General features: G+C 68.6%; 12 protein-coding genes. 5 read left to right on the top strand and 7 right to left on the bottom strand.

Annotated elements, in window-relative coordinates; all coding sequences use genetic code 11:
- Positions 1-10 precede the first annotated feature (10 nt).
- On the top strand, positions 11-901 hold the full coding sequence (folD, locus tag C8J24_RS05040; protein WP_107930736.1) for a bifunctional methylenetetrahydrofolate dehydrogenase/methenyltetrahydrofolate cyclohydrolase FolD: 891 nt from the start codon (positions 11-13) through the stop codon (positions 899-901).
- A complete protein-coding gene (locus C8J24_RS05035) occupies positions 898-1,518 on the top strand; it encodes a MarC family protein (protein WP_031440980.1) in 621 nt (206 codons plus the stop codon). The genes folD and C8J24_RS05035 overlap by 4 nt, the downstream gene beginning before the upstream one ends.
- 514 nt (positions 1,519-2,032) lie before the next feature.
- On the opposite strand, the gene C8J24_RS05030 is transcribed toward C8J24_RS05035, so the two are convergent.
- Complete coding sequence (locus C8J24_RS05030) at positions 2,033-3,823, bottom strand: hypothetical protein (protein WP_107930734.1); 1,791 nt, start codon at positions 3,821-3,823, stop codon at positions 2,033-2,035.
- A gap of 91 nt (positions 3,824-3,914) precedes the next feature.
- On the opposite strand from C8J24_RS05030, the gene C8J24_RS05025 reads away from it, so the two are divergent.
- Entirely contained in the window at positions 3,915-4,340 is a 426-nt protein-coding gene (locus C8J24_RS05025; RefSeq protein WP_192003263.1) for a GtrA family protein, read from the top strand.
- Between the two features lie 16 nt (positions 4,341-4,356).
- Positions 4,357-5,085: a class I SAM-dependent methyltransferase gene (locus C8J24_RS05020; RefSeq protein ID WP_107930732.1), complete on the top strand. Its 729-nt coding sequence runs from the start codon at positions 4,357-4,359 to the stop codon at positions 5,083-5,085.
- Between the two features lie 36 nt (positions 5,086-5,121).
- Here the strand turns inward: C8J24_RS05020 and C8J24_RS05015 are convergent, their stop codons facing one another.
- The 4 genes from C8J24_RS05015 to C8J24_RS05000 all read right to left on the bottom strand — a co-directional run bounded on the left by C8J24_RS05015 (position 5,122) and on the right by C8J24_RS05000 (position 11,613).
- Positions 5,122-5,361 (bottom strand): hypothetical protein, encoded by a 240-nt coding sequence (locus tag C8J24_RS05015; protein WP_056406931.1) that lies wholly within the window; start codon positions 5,359-5,361, stop codon positions 5,122-5,124.
- Positions 5,362-6,216: 855 nt separating this feature from the next.
- Positions 6,217-7,209: a glycosyltransferase family 2 protein gene (locus C8J24_RS05010; RefSeq protein ID WP_107930730.1), complete on the bottom strand. Its 993-nt coding sequence runs from the start codon at positions 7,207-7,209 to the stop codon at positions 6,217-6,219.
- Between the two features lie 62 nt (positions 7,210-7,271).
- Entirely contained in the window at positions 7,272-9,083 is a 1,812-nt protein-coding gene (locus tag C8J24_RS05005; protein ID WP_107930728.1) for a DUF885 domain-containing protein, read from the bottom strand.
- Positions 9,084-9,492: 409 nt separating this feature from the next.
- Complete coding sequence (locus tag C8J24_RS05000) at positions 9,493-11,613, bottom strand: RelA/SpoT family protein (protein ID WP_031394869.1); 2,121 nt, start codon at positions 11,611-11,613, stop codon at positions 9,493-9,495.
- 236 nt (positions 11,614-11,849) lie between these two features.
- Between C8J24_RS05000 and C8J24_RS04995 the strand changes: the two genes are divergently transcribed.
- Positions 11,850-12,251 (top strand): winged helix-turn-helix transcriptional regulator, encoded by a 402-nt coding sequence (locus tag C8J24_RS04995; protein WP_244180530.1) that lies wholly within the window; start codon positions 11,850-11,852, stop codon positions 12,249-12,251.
- A 4-nt stretch (positions 12,252-12,255) separates the two neighbouring features.
- On the opposite strand, the gene C8J24_RS04990 is transcribed toward C8J24_RS04995, so the two are convergent.
- Both C8J24_RS04990 and C8J24_RS04985 read right to left on the bottom strand, forming a co-directional pair.
- Positions 12,256-12,684 carry an acyl-CoA thioesterase gene (locus C8J24_RS04990; protein ID WP_107930724.1) on the bottom strand — a complete coding sequence of 143 codons (429 nt, stop codon included), beginning with the start codon at positions 12,682-12,684 and terminating at the stop codon, positions 12,256-12,258.
- Between the two features lie 287 nt (positions 12,685-12,971).
- Complete coding sequence (locus tag C8J24_RS04985; RefSeq protein WP_107930721.1) at positions 12,972-14,180, bottom strand: LL-diaminopimelate aminotransferase; 1,209 nt, start codon at positions 14,178-14,180, stop codon at positions 12,972-12,974.
- Positions 14,181-14,198 lie beyond the last annotated feature (18 nt).

Genomic DNA, 14,198 nt, shown 5'->3' with positions numbered 1-14,198 from the left:
GACGGCGGGCATGAGTGCGACCATCATCGACGGCAAGGCCTTCGCCGCCGGCCTCCGGGCCCGTATCGCCACCGGCGTCACCGCCTTTGCCGCAGCGGCGGGCCGCGCGCCCGGGCTCGCGGTGGTGCTGGTCGGCGAGGACCCCGCGTCCAACGTCTATGTCCGGTCCAAGGGCAAGGCGACGCGCGAGGCGGGGATGGTGAGCGTCGAGCACCGCCTGCCCGCCGATGTCGGGGCCGAGGCGCTGCTCGCGCTGGTCGCCGATCTCAATGCCGATCCGACGATCGACGGGATCCTCGTCCAGCTGCCGCTCCCCAAACATATCGACGAGCAGGCGGTGATCGCGGCGATCGATCCCGACAAGGATGTCGACGGCTTCCACCCGATCAATGCGGGGCGGCTGGCGACGGGCTCGGCGGGGTTCGTGCCGTGCACGCCGCTCGGCTGCGTGATGCTGCTCAAAAGCGTCGTGCCGAACCTGAGCGGGATGGAGGCGGTGGTCGTCGGCCGGTCGAACATCGTCGGCAAGCCGATGGCGCAATTGCTGCTGCGCGAGAGCTGCACGGTGACCGTGGTGCACAGCCGGACGCGCGACGTGCGCGCGCATGTCGGCGCCGCGGACATCGTCGTCGCGGCGGTCGGGATTCCCGAGATGATCAAGGGCGACTGGCTGAAGCCCGGCGCGACCGTCATCGACGTCGGCATCAACCGGACCGAGGCGGGGCTGGTCGGCGATGTCGATTTCGCGAGCGCGGTCGGGGTCGCGGGCGCGATCACGCCGGTGCCGGGCGGCGTCGGGCCGATGACGATCGCGTGCCTGTTGCGCAATACGCTCGTCTCGGCCGGGCGGCGCGAAGGCGTCGCGATCGACGAGGCGGCGCTCGACCGGGCCGGCGCATGATCGAGCTTTATATCTCGTCGCTGATCACCTTCTTCGTGGTGATCGATCCGCCGGGCTGCGCGCCGATTTATGCCGGGCTGTCGGCGAGCGCGTCGGCGGCACAGAAGCGCGCGATGGCGTTCCGCGCGGTCGGCGTGTCGGCGGCGATCCTGTTCGTGTTCGCGCTGTTCGGCGAGGCGTTGCTCAAAGGGCTGGGGATCAGTCTGGCGAGTTTCCGGATCGCGGGCGGGATCATGCTGTTCCTGATCGCGCTCGAGATGGTGTTCGAGAAGCGCACCGAACGCCGCGAGGACCGCGCCGCCAAGGTCGCGAGCGATCCCGAAGCCGACGACGTGTCGATCTTCCCGATGGCGATGCCGATGATCGCCGGGCCGGGGTCGATCGCGTCGGTGATGCTGCTGATGAGCCGCAACAGCGGGATCGAGCGCTCGGCGGTGGTGCTGGCGGCGATGGTGACGATCCTGTTGCTGACGCTGGTCGCGCTGCTCGCGGCGGGGCCGATCATGCGGATCCTGGGCGCGAAGATCGAGGCGGTGATCACGCGGCTGCTCGGCGTGCTGCTGGCGGCGCTGGCGGTGCAGTTCGTGCTCGATGGGTTGTCGGTGGTGTTGCGGTAGGCTGGGGTCGGCGTGCGCGGTGCGCCGATTGCCGTCATCCTGACGAAAGTCAGGATCCAGAGCCAATACCGATACCGCACGTAACTCTGGATCCTGACTTTCGTCAGGATGACGGGGGAGGTGAGGAGACGGTGTGCCCACCCCTGCTACGTCATCCCCGCGGAGGCGGGGATCCATAGGCTATGCATTTGTTGATGGCTCGCAGCGTTTGCCGGTCTGGATCCCCGCCTTCGCGGGGATGACGGGCTAGGTAGGTGCGCGTCCGCCCTTCTTCGTCATCCCGGGCTTGACCCGGGACCCAGGGTTGCGGGCGGTGGTGCTGTTTGGCTCTGGGTCCTGACTTTCGTCAGGATGACGGGGGGTGGTGACGGTGTCGCAGCCCCCTTCGTCATCCCCGCGGAGGCGGGGATCCATAGGCTGTGCGGTTGTTGATGAATCGCGGCGGTTGCCAGTCTGGATCCCCGCCTTCGCGGGGATGACGGTTGGTGGCGGGGATGACGGTTGGGGGGCGGGGTCAGTCGACCTTGAAGAGGCGGAGGGGGGATTTTGCCGGGAGGGGGAGCGGGGTCAGCCACGCGGGGACCTGGTTCTTCGCCATCTGCGCGTAGAAGCCGTTGGGGCTGCGGGCCTTGTAGTTGGTCGACTCCGCCGCGTTGGGGCAGAGCAGCAGCATGGTCGCGCCGTGGCGCTTGATGATCGCGTGGGCTTCGTCGGGGGTGCGGGCGAAGGCGTGCTGGACGTCGAGGATCGCGGCGCCGTTGCGGTGATAGGGGCCGGCGATCGCGTTGTGGTGCGTGATCGTGATCAGCCGCGGACCCATGTCGACGAAGGTGAAAATAGTCTGAGCGGGATATTTGTTGAGCGCGAGCAGCACGGTGGTGCGCAGGCAGTTGCCGGTCGCCATGTTGACGCGCTTTTCATAGCCCTTGGGCTTGCCCACGGGGACGTATTTCAGCGCGATGCCGACGAAGAAGCCCGAGACGATCACCAGCGCGCCCGCGGTGCCGAGCACGCGGACCAGCATCGAGCGGTGGCCGAGCAGCCGGGGGACGATCGCCCAGGCGAGCGCGACGCCGCCGGGGACCGCGAGCATCTGCGCTGCGGGACCCGCGCGGACCTGCCACAACAGCATCAGCACCGCGAAGGTGGTGAACAGCGCGACCGCGACCCAGCCGATCGCGCTCGGGCGGCGGCGTGCGCGCCATGCGGCGAACAGCGCGCCGAGCAGGCCGATCACCGGCAGTGTCGCGATCGCGACGCCGGTGCGCCAGCTGTGCTTGTAGATCGGTTTGGCCTCACGGACATTGTTCAGCCAGTTGCGCTGAAGCTCGGGCGAGACGCCCTCGGGCCGGGCGAGGCATTGCGGGAACATCAGCGCGAAGCCGATCACGATCGCCGCGCCCGCCGCGACCGCGAGCGCCAGACGCACCCCGCGCGATGCAGGGCCGAAGCGCGCGAGCAGGAAGAGGAGCATTCCGGCGGCGATCATCACGCTGAGCCAGACGGGCGTCAGCGCGTCGCAGCGCATCGCCTGGTTCGCGTTCGAGGCGAAGAGCGCGAAACCGAGCGTGCTGCCGCCACCCAAGGTCAGCGCATAGACCGCGAGCCGCGGCGCCTCGGCGCGGTCCCAGACCCAGCGCAGGGCGATGATCGCGCCGGCCATCGCGGCATAGGGGAGGAGTTCGAGCCCGATCGACAGCGACACCGCGCTGGCGATCCCGACCAGCGCGCCGCCGCGTCTCGCGCGCGGGTCGCACAGGCCGGCGAGCGTGAGGCTGAGCATCGCGAGCTGCCAGCCGTGATGGTCGATGCGTTCGGGCATGTACATCAGCATCGTCGCGGTTGCGCCGACGAGGAACAGGATCGCGAGCGGCCAGGCGAGCGGGTGGATCAGCCGCCGCACGGTCGCGCCGATGCCGAGCATCGCGATCGACAGCGGCAGCAAGGGCGCGATCCCGCAGGCGAGCCGTTCGGCCCAGCTGTTGCTGGTGAACAGGCGGAAGAACAGGATCAGCCCGGCGATCGGCAGGTCGACGATCCGGCTCCAGTGGATGTCGAAGCCCGCGGGCGGGTTCATCCGGTACTGGCGCAGATCGTACCAGCCCTGGCCGTCCAGCCACGCGCGGACCTGCATCAGGCGCATATTGTCGTCGGTGTCGCCGAGCGACAGCCAGCGGACCTGACCCCAGCGGTCGGCCAGCGACCAGGCGGCGACGCCGAGCCATGCCAGCAGCGTCAACGCGACCCAGTGGCGATCGAGCAGGTCGCGCCCCCGCTGCCATGGGGACTGGTGGGGCTGATCCAAAACGCTTTCCTCCTGACCGCGCGCGGACTAATGCGCGGGGCGTGACGTTGAGCGCCGCTGTATCGACGCGCGTGTAAAGAACAAGGCGGGCATGCAGGCGATCAGGCGACAGATGGACCAGATGCGGGCGAGCGGCGTGCTCGGCCAGCTCTTCCGCTTCGGGATTGCGGGCGGGCTGTCGAGCGTGATCTATTCGCTCGTCTATCTGCCGCTCACCAAATTCGTGTTTCCGCCCGAGCAGGCGGTCGCGGCGGTGCCGTTCGCCTTTGCGGTGGCGGTGACCGCGGGCTATTTCCTGCACAGCCGGTGGAGCTTCAAGGGGCATGCCGCCGAGCCGGGCGGGGCCAAGCACGTCAAGTTCGTGCTGGTGCAGGGCACGGGGCTCGCGCTCAACGCGCTGATCACCTGGGTCGGGACCGCGTTCCTCCATCTGCATCCCTGGGTGCCGCTGGTCCCTGCGGTGTTCCTTGCCGCGATCGTGACGTTCGTGCTCAACCGCTTCTGGGTATTCTCTTGATTATGGCCGATTGCTGATGGACCGCATCGTTTACGACCGGATGGCCGCGCATGATTCCACGCATTGGTGGTACCGCGCGCGCCGCGACATCCTGGCGGATTATCTGACGCGCTATGGCGGCCTGCCGGCGAATGCGAAGATCCTCGAGATCGGCTGCGGGACCGGGCACAATTTGCCGATGCTGGCGGGGTTCGGCGAGATCGACGCGATCGAGATCGATCCGGCGGCGCGCGAGATCGCGAGTGCACGGCTCGGCAAGCCGGTCGGGGCGGCGCCCTTGCCGGAGCTTCCGGGGGTGCCGCGCGGGCATTACGACCTGATCGCGGTGCTCGACGTGGTCGAGCATATCGCGGACGACGTCGCGGCGCTGAAGGCGATGGCGCAGTGCCTCGCGCCCGGGGGCAAGATCCTGATCGCGGTCCCGGCCCACCAGTGGCTGTGGAGCGCGCACGACACGGTCAACCATCACCACCGGCGCTATTCGAAGGCGACGCTGAAGACGGCGATCGCGGCGGCGGGGCTGAAGCCCGACAAGCTCGGCTATTTCAATTCGCTGCTGTTTCCGCTGGCGGCGGCGGCGCGGATCGCGGGGCGGCTGTCGGGCCGCGACGACAGCGACGATTCCCCGCCCGCCAAGCCGCTGAACGCGCTGTTCGAGCGGATCTTCCGGCTGGAGCGGCATCTGGTCGGGCGCGTGCCGATGACGCCGGGGGTGTCGATCGTGACGCTGGCGGTGCCGGGGTAGGCTAGGGGGAGCGCGACACTGTGTCTGCGCTCTTCATCACTCTTGCTGGTCCGGTGATTGCCGATATCTGTCCGGGATCGGACGGACGAACGCCGCCAGGACGCACCCGACGATCAGCGCGCCGAGCTTCACCAGGTCGAAAGAGTCGCCGTTCTGCACGGTCTCGATCAGGCCGGTCAGGGCGAGCCAACCGATCGCGAACGACAGAAATGGCGTCATGGCCATACGCAGCCGCGGGGGCAGCCTGTTCGCCAACCGTGCCGTTACCGTCGCCATCCCAATCTCCTCTGCGCGAAGACATGTCACGACCGTCTTCTGTCCGCAATCTGGCCAGGCGCGACGGCCCATGTTCGTTTGCCCTGAGCGCAGTCGAAGGGTGGGTGCCGTGGGGGCGGTGCTTCGACTTCGCTCAGCACGAACGGGGGGGTGGTGCTGCGGTTGGGTTTGGTTCGCACGTGACGTCTCTCCAATTCCTCCCCGGCGGAGGCCGGGGTCCAGTTGGGGGACGGTGCTGACGGGCGTTGCGCTTGGTTACTCTGGCTTTCCCATCTGGGCCCCGGCCTTCGCCGGGGAGGGGGCTCAGGTGAAGGGTGCGTGCCGGGCGGTGCTTCGACTTCGCTCAGCACGAACGGGGGTGGGGGCGGTGCTGCGGTTGGGTGTGGTTCGCCCGTGACGTCTCGCCAATTCCTCCCCGGCGGAGGCCGGGGTCGAGTTGGGAGACGGTGCTGACGGGCGTTGCGCTTCGTTACTCTGGCTTTCCCAGCTGGGCCCCGGCCTTCGCCGGGGTGGGGGCTCAAGTTTTAGGGTGAGTGCCGGGGGGTGCTTCGACTTCGCTCAGCACGAACGGGGGGTGGGGGCGGTGCTGCGGTTGGGTGTGGTTCGCCCGTGACGTCTCGCCAATTCCTCCCCGGCGTAGGCCGGGGTCCAGTTGGGGGACGGTGCTGACGGGCGTTGCGCTTCGTTACTCTGGCTTTCCCACCTGGGCCCCGGCCTTCGTCGGGGTGGGGGCTCAGGTGTAGGGTGCGTGCCGGGGGGTGCTTCGACTTCGCTCAGCACGAACGGGGACTTTGCGAGCCGGTGCTTGCGGGGTGGGGCCCCACCCCAACCCCTCCCCTGAAGGGAGGGGCTTTTTTAAGTAACGGGGGTTTCGGTCGGTTCGGCGCGGAAGCCCAGCGTGGCCTTGCCCTGGATCGGGCCGGCGATGTCGGCGACGATGTAGAGGGGGCGGCGTTTGGATTCGACGTACAGCCGGCCGAGATATTCGCCGATCATGCCGAGCACGAACATCTGCACTGCGCCCAAAAACACCGTCACCAGCATCGTCGAGGTCCAGCCCTGCACCGCGCTGCCCGAGAGCCAGCCGATCGCGATGTAGACGAACAGCAGCAGCGAGACGCCGGTGAGCGCGAGGCCGGCGTGGCTGGCGAAGCGCAACGGGGCGGTCGAGAAGCCGGTGACCGCGTCGAAGGCGAGGCGCATCATCTTGGCGAGCGGATAGTTGGTCTCGCCCGCATGCCGCTCGGCGCGGTCATAGGCGAAGGGGATCTGGCGGAAGCCGATCCAGGCGACCATGCCGCGGATGAAGCGCGCCTGTTCGGGGAGCGACAGGAACGCGTCCAATGCGCGCCGGCTCATCAGCCGGAAATCGCCGGTGTCGACCGGGATCGGCGTGTCGGTCATCTTGGTCAGCAGCCGGTAGAAGGCGGCGGCGGTGGCTTTCTTGAACACGGTCTCGCCCGCGCGCTGGCGGCGGACCGCGTAGACGACGTCGGCCTGCTGCTCGGCCATCGCGGCGCGCATCTGGGGGAGGAGCTCGGGGGGATCCTGGAGATCGGCGTCGATGATCAGGATCTGTTCGCCCGCGCACAGGTCGAGCCCGGCGGTGAGCGCGAGCTGATGCCCGTGGTTGCGCGACAGGTTGATCGCGACGAGCCGCGGATCGGCGGCGGCGAGACGCTGCATCACCGACCAGCTGTCGTCGCGCGAGCCGTCGTTGATGAGGACGATCTCGTAATCCTCGCCGACCGCGCTCTGCGCCGCGCCCGATATGCGCGCGTGGAGGAGGTCGAGGCAGGCGGCCTCGTTGTAGCAGGGGACGACGACGGAGAGCGCGGGACGGTGCATCCCCGCTCTCTAGCCGCCCCCGCGCGCGGCGTCATCGTTTGTTCTTGGGGGAGGATTATGCGTCAGGCCTTGGCCAGCGCGGTCGCGCGGGCTTCGACGAGGCGTTCGAGGATCGTGAGGGGGACGGCGCCGTCGCGCAGGACTTCGTGGAACTGCTTCACGTCGAATTTGTCGCCCAAAATCTTCTTCGCGGTGTCGCGGGCGCGGAGCCAGCTGATGTGGCCGAGCTTGTAGCTGCAGGCCTGGCCGGGCAATGTGCAGTAGCGCTCGATCTCGCGCTGCGAGCGGGGGCGGGCGAAGCCGACGGTGTCGACGAAATAGTCGGTAGCCTGTTCGCGCGTCCAGCGCTTGGTGTGGAGGCCGGTGTCGGCGACGAGGCGCGCCGCGCGGAAGAGGAAGGACTGGAGATAGCCGGCGCGTTCGATCCCGCCGGCATAGCCGCCGAGCTCGTCGGCGAGCTGTTCGGCATAGAGCGCCCAGCCCTCGACATAGGCGCCGAAGAACGAGAATTTGCGCAGCAGCGGCGTGTCGAGCCCGGCGACGAGGCTGAGCTGGAGATGATGCCCCGGCACGCCCTCGTGATAGGTGAGCGAGGGGAGCGTGTATTTGGGCCAGTCGGCGACGCTTTTCAGGTTGATGAAGTAGATGGCGGGGCGCGAGCCGTCGAGCGCGGCGAGCCGGTAATAGCCGTTCGAGGCGCCGTCCTGGATATCGGTCGGGACCGCGCGGATCTGGAGCGGGGCGGACGGCGGGTTTATGAACGCCTGGGGGAGCTTGGCCTGCATCGCGGCGAGCCCGGTGTTGAGCCCGGCGATGAGGTCGGTGCGGCCGGCGGGCGTGTCGGGATAGAGCTGTGCCGGGGTGGCGTTGAAGGCGGCGAGGCGTGCGCCGATGCTGCCCTTGGTCAGGCCTTGCGCCTTGAGGATGGTGTCGAGTTCGGCGCCGATCTGCGCGACCTGGTCGAGGCCGAGCTTGTGGACCTCGTCGGGGGTGAAGTTGGTGGTGGTCGCCTGGGCGAGCGCGGCGGCGTAGATCGCGTCGCCGCCGGGGACCGCCCAGAGCCCGGCCTCGGCGCGGGCCGTGGTCCGGAGCTGCTTGACCAGCGCGATCTGACGGTCGAGCGCGGGATAGACCTTGTCTGTCACGAGCGCGGTGGCGCGGCGGTCCCAGTCGCCGGTCAGCCCCGCGGCCCTGGTGCGCGTCGCGACCGAGGTGACGAGGCCGCTCTGCGCGGGCGCGGGGGCGCGCAGCGCCGCCATCTGGCCGAGCGCGAGGTCGAGCGAGAAACCGGGGGCGACGAGGCCGCGTTTCGCGCGCTCGGCCTGCGTCGCGGTGTCGCCGTCGAGCGCGGTCGCGAACGCGTCGAGGCGCGCGCAATAGGCGTCGGCGTCCGCGGCGGTCGTGATGACGTGCGCGCTGTCGAGGAAGTCGGGGACGTCGAAATAGGCGCCGTCCTGCTGGCTGATGACATAGGGGTTGGTGGGGGAGCCGAGCCCGAATTTTTCGGCGGCGGTCCGCTGCTGGTTTTGCGAATAGAGCACGACCTCGCGGTTGAGGCGGCCGGCGTCGGAGAGGGTGGCGGGGGGCACGGCCTCGATCTGCGCGATCGTGCGGGTGGTGCGCGCGAGGTTCGCCCTGACCGCGCCGGGGGTGTAATCGCCGAGCCGGCTTTTCAGCGCGGCGTTGGCGCCCTTGTCGAGCCCGAGCTGGGTGGCGAATTCGGGGGCGTATTTGAGGTTCGCGTCGAAGATCGAGGTGAGGAGCGCGTCGAGCTTCGCGTCGCCGGGGGTGGCGCCGGCGGCGAGGGCGGCGCGGGGGACGAGGGCGAGCGTGGCGAGCATGCTCGCGGACGAGAGGAAGGCGCGACGGTTCATGTGATGGTCCCCCGGGGTGTTGGGGGGATAGTAGCCGGGGAATTGTGCGGGGCAAGCGGGGGGGGGGCGTGTGGGGGGTGCGGGGCGTGTCCTGCCGCGTCGTCATTCCCGCGGAGGCGGGGATCCATAGCCTATGCGGGTGCTGCCGGATCGCGGGCGTTCGCCAGTCTGGATCCCCGCCTGCGCGGGGATGACGGGGAGGGGGTGTGGGCTCCCTTCCGTCATCCCGGGCTTGACCCGGGACCCAGAGCCGCGGGCGGTGGTGTTGCTGGGCTCTGGGTCCCGACTTTCGTCGGGATGACGGAAAGGGGGAGGATGGGGCGGGGGACGACGGAACGGGGGATGACGGAAAGGGGGGATGGCGGGACGGGGAGGACGGCGGACGGCGCGGGGGGCGGGCCGCTTTCCCCTACACGCGTTCGACGGTGTTGACGGCGTCGGCGGCGCGGAGGCCGGCCATGAGGCGCATGAGTTGCTGGATGTCGTGGACCTCGACGTCGATCTCGTTGGTGTGGAAGCTGGTGTCGCGCGTGTCGAGGCGGAGGTTGATGATGTTGGCCATGTGCGTGCCGATGATCGACGCGACCACGCCGAGCGAGCCGGGCTCGTTCTTGACCATCACCGAGATGCGCGCGACCGCGCCTTCGGTCTTTTCGCCCCAGGCGACGTCGACCCAGTCGGTCTCGTTCTCGGTCCGCTCAGCGAGTTCGGCGAGCACGCGGCAGTCGATCGCATGGACCTCGATCCCCGCATCGGGGCGGCGCAGCCCGACGATGCGGTCGCCCGGCACCGGGTGGCAGCAGGTGGCGAGGTCATAGGCGACGCCCGGCGTCAGCCCCTTGATCGAGATCGCGCTCGACTGCGGGGCGACCGCATGGCCGAGATCGGCGCCGGTCGAGCCGGGCATCAGCGCCTCCATTACCTGTTCGTCGGACACGGTGCGGCGCGCGATCGCGACCATCAGCGCGCCCTCGTCGGCGAATTTGAGCCGCTTGAGCGCGGGCTCGGTCGCGTCGGGGCCGATCGGGGCTGGGAGGCGCGAGGCGATGTCGTCGAACAGCGTGCGGCCGAGCGCCTCCTGCTCGACGCGCTCCTTGTGGCGCAGATGGCGGCGGATCGCGGCGAGCGCCTTGCCGGTGGTCGCGACGTTGAGCCAGTGCGGTTGCGGCGACTGGCCCTTCGAGCGCAGGATCTGCACCTGGTTGCCGTTTTCGATCACGGTCGAGAGCGGCACGACGCGGCCGTCGATCTTCGCGCCGACCGCCTGGTCGCCGAGATCGGTGTGGACCGCATAGGCGAAGTCGATCGGCGTCGCGCCCTTGGGCAGCTGGATCAGCTCGCCCTTGGGGGTGAAGGCGAAGATGCGGTCGGCGTACATCGCCATCCGCGTGTGTTCGAGCAGCTCCTCGGGGCTTTCGGCGGTGTCGAGGATCTCGACCAGGTCGCGGATCCAGCTGACCTGATGCTCGCCGCCGCCGATCGTCTGGCCGCCGCTCTTCTGCTTGTACGCCCAGTGCGCGGCGAGGCCGAATTCGGCCTGGGCGTGCATCGCCTCGGTCCGGATCTGGATCTCGATACGTGCATTGTCGGCATGGATCACGCTGGTGTGGAGCGAGCGATAGCCGTTGCGCTTGGGCGTCGAGATGTAATCCTTGAACCGGCCAGGCACCATCGGCCAGCGCTGGTGGATGATGCCGAGCGCGGCGTAGCAGTCCGCCTCGGTCGGGACGATCGCGCGGAACGCCATCACGTCGGACAATTGTTCGAAATTGATGTGCCGTTCGGACATCTTGCGGAAGATCGAATAGGGATGCTTCTCGCGCCCCGCGACCTCCGCCTCGATGCCGGCGCGCGACAGCACGAGTTTGAGGCCCGAGGCGATCTTGGCGATGCGGTTGCCGTCGCCGTCCTTCAGCTGCTCCAGCCGGCGGTTGATCGATTCGGAGGCCTCGGGTTCGATCTGTTCGAAGGCGAGCGTCTGCATCTCGCGCATGAACTCGTACATGCCGATCCGCTCGGCGAGCGGCGCGTAGATGTCCATCGTCTCCTTGGCGATGCGACGGCGCTTCTCGGGCTTGGCGATGTGATGCAGCGTGCGCATGTTGTGCAGCCGGTCGGCGAGCTTCACCAGCAGCACGCGGATGTCGTCGGACATGGCGAGCAGGAACTTGCGCAGGTTCTCGGCGGCGCGCTCGTTCTCGGTCTGCGCCTCGATCTTGCTGAGCTTGGTGACGCCGTCGACCAGCCGCGCGACCGACGGGCCGAACAGGCGCGTGATCTCCTCGGGCGTGGCGACGGTATCCTCGATCGTGTCGTGGAGGATCGCGGTGGCGATCGTCTCGTCATCGAGATGCAGGTCGGTGAGGATGCCCGCCACCTCGATCGGATGGCTGAAATAGGGATCGCCGCTCGCACGCTTCTGCGACCCGTGCGCCTGCATCGAAAACACATAGGCGCGGTTCAGCAGGGCCTCGTCGGCATCGGGATCGTAATCGAGGACTCGATCGACGAGTTCATATTGGCGCAACACCCGACATAGATGGGGCCGCAGCGTGTTGCTTTGCAACCAAAAGCGTCCGGTCACCGTGATAGACGCACTCGATGAGCGCATCGCGCGGCGGAATGCTATAGGCTAGACCGGGGTCGGGGGGAGCCGGGACGATGGGGATTTCGGGGGGAATTTCGCGGGGAATTTCGCGGGGAATTTCGCGGGGGATTTTGCGCGAGCCGCTGCGGGAATGCAGCCTGCCGGCGGCGCTCGAGGCGATGGGGGAGCGCTGGTCGTTCCTGATCCTGCGCGCGGCGTTCAACGGGCTGCATCATTTCGAGGAATTCCAGGCCGAGCTCGGCATCGCGCGCAACATCCTGGCGAACCGGCTCGCGCGGCTGGTCGAGCACGGGATCCTCGCGCGGCGGCCCTTGCCCGAGGATCGCCGCAAGATCGCCTATGGCCTGACCGAGAAGGGCTTTGTGCTGCTGCCGACGATGATCGCGCTGCGGCAATGGGGCGAGCGGTGGGAGACGCGGATTCCGGCCTTCCCGATCCTGGTCGACGCGCGCGACCGGCAGCCGATCGAACAGGTCGCGGTGCGCGCGCATGACGGCCGCGTGCTGGGCCGGGGCGAGCTGATCTGGGCGCTGCCGGGGGAGATCGGCGCGCAGGACTGAGCGGTCAGGCGGGGGTGGCGAGCCGCGCGATATGGTCGCGGATCGCGGGCGGCAGGGGTGCGGGGCGGCCGGTCGCGAGATCGACATGGACGCTGACCATCATGATCACGGTGTGGAGCGCGCCGGTATCGGCATGCGTCAGCTCGATCCGCTTGGTGAGGCTCGACGTGCCGACCCGCTCGATCCGGACATGCGCCGCGATCGTGTCGCCGAGGCGGAAGGGCGCGAGATAGTCGATCTCCGTGCGGCGGACGTTGAATTCGGTGTCGTCCCAGCCGGGCACCGCGGCGGCGATCCCGCTCCAGTCCCAGAAGTCGGTGATCGCGACATCGGCATATTCGAGATAGCGCGAGTTGAAGACGATCTTCTGCCCGTCGATCTCGGCGTAGCGGACGCGCAGGGTGGTGGAGAAGGCGAAGCCGGGGCGGGTCATGGCTGGGGGATGGCTGGGGCGGGGGGTGGCGTCAACCTTTCGGGGGGGTGCGGCCACCCGCTTCGTCATCCCCGCGGAGGCGGGGATCCATAGGCTATGCGGGTGCTGCTGGACTCACGGGCGTTCGCCAGTCTGGATCCCCGCGTGCGCGGGGATGACGGTTTGGGGTGGGGCTGCTGCTCTTCCCGCCGTCATCCTGGACTTAATCCGGGACCCGGAGCCACGGGCGGAGTGCTGCTTGGCTCTGGGTCCTGACGTTCGTCAGGATGACGGCTGGGGGCGGCGGGTCAGCCGGCGCCCTGGGCGGGGGTGTTGACGCCCATGCTCTGGAGGTAGCGCTTCACGTTGCGCGCGGCCTGGCGGAGGCGTTGTTCGTTTTCGACCATCGCGATGCGGACATAGCCCTCGCCATTCTCGCCATAGCCGACGCCGGGCGCGACCGCGACGTGCGCGTGGGTGAGGAGCTGCTTGGTGAATTCGAGGCTGCCGAGATGCGCGAGCGCGGGCGGGAGCGGCGCCCAGGCGAACATCGAGGCGCGCGGCGAGGGGATGTCCCAGCCGGCGCGGCCGAAGCTTTCGACCAGCACGTCGCGGCGCTTGTGATAGAGCTCGCGGTTGCGCGCGACGATGTCCTGCGGGCCGTTCAGGGCGGCGCAGGCGGCGGCCTGGATCGGGGTGAAGGCGCCGTAGTCGAGATAGCTCTTCACCCGGCTCATCGCCGCGATCAGCGTCTTGTTGCCGACCGCGAAGCCGATCCGCCAGCCCGCCATCGAATAGGTCTTGCTGAGCGAGGTGAACTCGATCGCGATGTCCTTGGCGCCCTTGACCTGGAGGATCGAGGGGGTCGGATTGCCGTCGTAATAGAGCTCGGAATAGGCGAGGTCGGAGATGATCCAGACCTTGTTCTCCTTCGCCCACGCGACGAGCCGTTCGTAGAAGGCGAGGTCGACGGCTTCCGCGGTCGGGTTGGACGGATAGTTGACGACGAGGATCGACGGGCGCGGCACGGTGAACGCCATCGCGCGCTCGAGGCTCTCGAAATAGGCGTCGTCGGGGGTGGTCGGCACCGCGCGGATCGTCGCGCCGGCGATGATGAAGCCGAAGGTGTGGATCGGATAGGAGGGGTTGGGCGCGAGCACGACGTCGCCGGGCGCGGTGATCGCGGTGGCGAGGCTGGCGAGCCCTTCCTTCGATCCCATCGTCACGACGACCTCGGTCTCGGGATCGACGTCGACGCCGAAGCGGCGGCCATAGTAATTGGCCTGCGCCTTGCGGAGGCCGGGGATGCCGCGCGACTGCGAATAGCCGTGCGCGCCGGGCTTGCTGGCGACCTCGACGAGCTTGGCGATGACGTGATCGGGGGGCGGCAGGTCGGGATTGCCCATGCCGAGATCGATAATGTCCTCGCCGCCCGCCCGCGCCGCCGCCCGCATCGCGTTCACTTCGGCGATGACATAGGGTGGCAGGCGTTTGATGCGGTAGAAATCGTCGGACATGATCGGCCCCGAGCTGGA

Source organism: Sphingomonas aerolata, from assembly GCF_003046295.1.
GTDB lineage: Bacteria > Pseudomonadota > Alphaproteobacteria > Sphingomonadales > Sphingomonadaceae > Sphingomonas > Sphingomonas aerolata.
This window is presented reverse-complemented; position numbering and strand designations above follow the sequence as displayed.

Coding starts and splice junctions, on each gene's coding strand:
- C8J24_RS05020 (WP_107930732.1), top strand. CDS start 4,357: ATGGACCGCATCGTTTACGACCGGATGGCCGCGCATGATTCCACGCAT.
- C8J24_RS05035 (WP_031440980.1), top strand. CDS start 898: ATGATCGAGCTTTATATCTCGTCGCTGATCACCTTCTTCGTGGTGATC.
- C8J24_RS04995 (WP_244180530.1), top strand. CDS start 11,850: ATGGGGGAGCGCTGGTCGTTCCTGATCCTGCGCGCGGCGTTCAACGGG.
- C8J24_RS05015 (WP_056406931.1), bottom strand. CDS start 5,361: ATGGCGACGGTAACGGCACGGTTGGCGAACAGGCTGCCCCCGCGGCTG.
- C8J24_RS05005 (WP_107930728.1), bottom strand. CDS start 9,083: ATGAACCGTCGCGCCTTCCTCTCGTCCGCGAGCATGCTCGCCACGCTC.
- C8J24_RS04990 (WP_107930724.1), bottom strand. CDS start 12,684: ATGACCCGCCCCGGCTTCGCCTTCTCCACCACCCTGCGCGTCCGCTAC.
- C8J24_RS05025 (WP_192003263.1), top strand. CDS start 3,915: ATGCAGGCGATCAGGCGACAGATGGACCAGATGCGGGCGAGCGGCGTG.
- C8J24_RS05010 (WP_107930730.1), bottom strand. CDS start 7,209: ATGCACCGTCCCGCGCTCTCCGTCGTCGTCCCCTGCTACAACGAGGCC.
- C8J24_RS04985 (WP_107930721.1), bottom strand. CDS start 14,180: ATGTCCGACGATTTCTACCGCATCAAACGCCTGCCACCCTATGTCATC.
- folD (WP_107930736.1), top strand. CDS start 11: ATGAGTGCGACCATCATCGACGGCAAGGCCTTCGCCGCCGGCCTCCGG.